The following is a 1411-nucleotide window of genomic DNA, read 5'->3' as shown; positions in this document are numbered from 1 at the left end:
GCCAATGGCCGTGGTGGAGACTTGCTTATCGCCGAGGGGGAACTCAGTTAAGTTGAGGGATCCCAGCGGCGGCAGAGGCCGGATAGACTCAGTGACCACCACCTTAGCTGCCGGTCCCCCAGCAGCCCGCTCGCAGTTTTGTCGCACCAGGGCCCAAGCTGCCGGATGCAGCGCCCGCGCTTGCAGAGCAGCCACAATGTCGGGGTTGTCCAAGGTGTGGTGGGCGTAGAGGTTGTGGGATTTGGATCCCTTGGCGTGCACGCCCGCCCCTTTCAGTTGCTTGAGGATGAAAACCGTCAGGTGGCCGCTTAGAGCTGACTGAATGGCCCGCTCCATTTCGGTCAGTACCCTCTGGGCAAAGGCCAAGCGGGCTTCCAGGGAAAAAAGAGTGCTGTCCACATAGGGGCCAGGCTGCTGGGCATCGTCGAATTCCTTAGCATCCACCAGCACCACTTCCTCGAAGCCGTTGCCCCGCCAGTACTCAACCATCTGGGCGTTGGTGAGGGTGGAGATCATGCTGTGGTGCTCTTGGCTGTAGCCATTCCAGACCAGCACCGGCAGGAAGTTGGTGCGCTGCGGGAAGGCGGTGTGAAAGTGGATCATGGAGCTCATCACGTAGGGCTCCCCCAGCCCCCCATCGCCGATGGTGACAGGAAAGAGGCGATCCGGGTAAAGCAAAGCAGCGGCCATGGCAAAGTGCTGCCCCTGCCCAAGGGGCCCTGCCGGCGCCAGCAAGCCGGGGATGTAGCCAGAGAGGTGCCCCAGCAGCCCTTCCCGTTCCCGAAAGCGAGCCTGCAAGTCAGAGACGGTGTGGATGCCCATCTCGGCCAGGGATCCATCCAAGAACATGGCGGCATAGAAGCCGGGGGCGTGGTGGCCCACTTCGGTGGGAATGTTCTTTTGGCCCAGGTACACCAAAGCGGCATAGGCTTCCGCCTGGCTGGCAAAGCCCCCCGGGTGGCCCGAGGCTTTGCTGGCTGTCATCTGCAGGGTGAGGTAGCGCAACGCATCAGCATAGAGCAAAGTTTGGTAGGCGGCCATGCGACTGCCGGGATCCCGCAGCTTGCCTGTGGCAGCATCGACTGCAGGTTCCTGGCCCAGGCGATCGAATTCCGGCCAGGGATCCCCAAAGTATTGGATCCCTTCGCAAAAGGCGGGAACTTGGGCAGTTGCCTCCTGAGCCAGCGTCATGGTCGAGCCTCACTCTTTGTCGGGTTACTCCTCACTTTAAACCTGATAAGGCCTTTTGGATGTTGTAAACTACCCGCACTCATGCTGACGTATAAAGTACGGGCTCTTGGTAGCCCTGCAGTTGACAAGCCAACCACGGACCTCTGGGCTGGTTTGCGGCAGCCCCCAAAAGCGCAATCACAAAGGACTCCGTCCCGCTGACGCCAGTGGAGATGCAGGG

At 60.9% G+C, this 1411-nt stretch carries 2 pseudogenes; both read right to left on the bottom strand.

The annotated features are described in order from the left end of the window. Positions 1-1191: pseudogene (locus NW863_RS13045) on the bottom strand (phosphoketolase); the annotation flags it as partial. Between the two features lie 79 nt (positions 1192-1270). Further along, positions 1271-1411: pseudogene (locus NW863_RS13040) on the bottom strand (RNA-guided endonuclease TnpB family protein); the annotation flags it as partial.

The sequence above is a fragment of the Synechococcus sp. B60.1 genome, from assembly GCF_047462555.1.
GTDB lineage: Bacteria > Cyanobacteriota > Cyanobacteriia > Thermostichales > Thermostichaceae > Thermostichus.
This window is presented reverse-complemented; position numbering and strand designations above follow the sequence as displayed.